This window comes from Flavobacterium solisilvae (assembly GCF_012911605.1).
Taxonomy (GTDB): Bacteria; Bacteroidota; Bacteroidia; order Flavobacteriales; family Flavobacteriaceae; genus Flavobacterium; species Flavobacterium solisilvae.
The window spans coordinates 1-412 of the sequence record NZ_JAAMPT010000135.1 but is presented as its reverse complement, the minus strand read 5'-3'; the positions used below and the strand labels follow the sequence as shown (position 1 = coordinate 412).

Annotated in this window: 1 pseudogene; it reads right to left on the bottom strand. The window is 35.9% G+C overall.

What is annotated here, in order from left to right:
• Positions 1-412, bottom strand: a pseudogene (locus G6042_RS00630) (IS21 family transposase); the annotation flags it as partial.

The window sequence follows — 412 nt, the reverse complement described above, 5'->3', positions numbered from 1 at the left end:
GTTCAAAACGACTACTTTTAATCACGGCTGACTTTAGATTATCTGGAACAATTGCTGCTGGAACGCCTTCAAAAAAACGCATAGCATTCTCTACAGAAGTTACAAAATCTTCTTTCTGTTGGCTCATTGAAGCTTCTGCATATGTGTGTTGACTTGCACCTAGTATGGCAACAAAAAACTGGACTTCTTTAATCTCTCCTGTATTTTTATCAATAATAGAGAGTGTCTTTCCAGCATAATCTACATACAATTTATCACCCGATTTGTGATTCATATGCATTACTGGATTAACGCGTTTACTCCATATTTTAAAGTGATGTCTAAATTGAGAACTCTTAAAACCATCAGGATGTATAGTAATATATCGCTCCCACATAAGTTGAACTGTAACTCCAACTTTCTTGAGTTCGCG